Below are 285 nucleotides of genomic sequence, written 5' to 3'. Positions count from 1 at the left end.
TGTTTCGTAATCACATATGATGTGAGTCGATATATGGAAGAGACAATGCATGAACTGGGAAGACTATACAAGGATACGTTAGTTGAAATTGTTGAATATTGTTCTAGTCAACAGGAAAGTATTAAGACGGCATCTGATTATTCGACAAATGATTTAGAAACATCCGACTTGTCAATATTAAAGACGCATTTTTCTGGTATAGAAGATATATACTCTCTTACACCATTACAGGAAGGGATGTTATATCATAACGTAATGGATACAGAATCAACTAGTTACGTAGTA

At 33.7% G+C, this 285-nt stretch carries 1 protein-coding gene; it reads left to right on the top strand.

What is annotated here, in order from left to right; all coding sequences use genetic code 11:
• Positions 1-33 precede the first annotated feature (33 nt).
• Positions 34-285: hypothetical protein (locus MR167_RS32155; RefSeq protein ID WP_242316288.1), on the top strand; the 252-nt coding region annotated here is incomplete at its 3' end.

The organism is Bacillus cereus group sp. BfR-BA-01355, from assembly GCF_022663675.1.
Lineage (GTDB): Bacteria > Bacillota > Bacilli > Bacillales > Bacillaceae_G > Bacillus_A > Bacillus_A thuringiensis_S.
The sequence above is the reverse complement of the archived record's forward strand: the minus strand, read 5'-3'. Positions and strand labels throughout refer to the sequence as shown.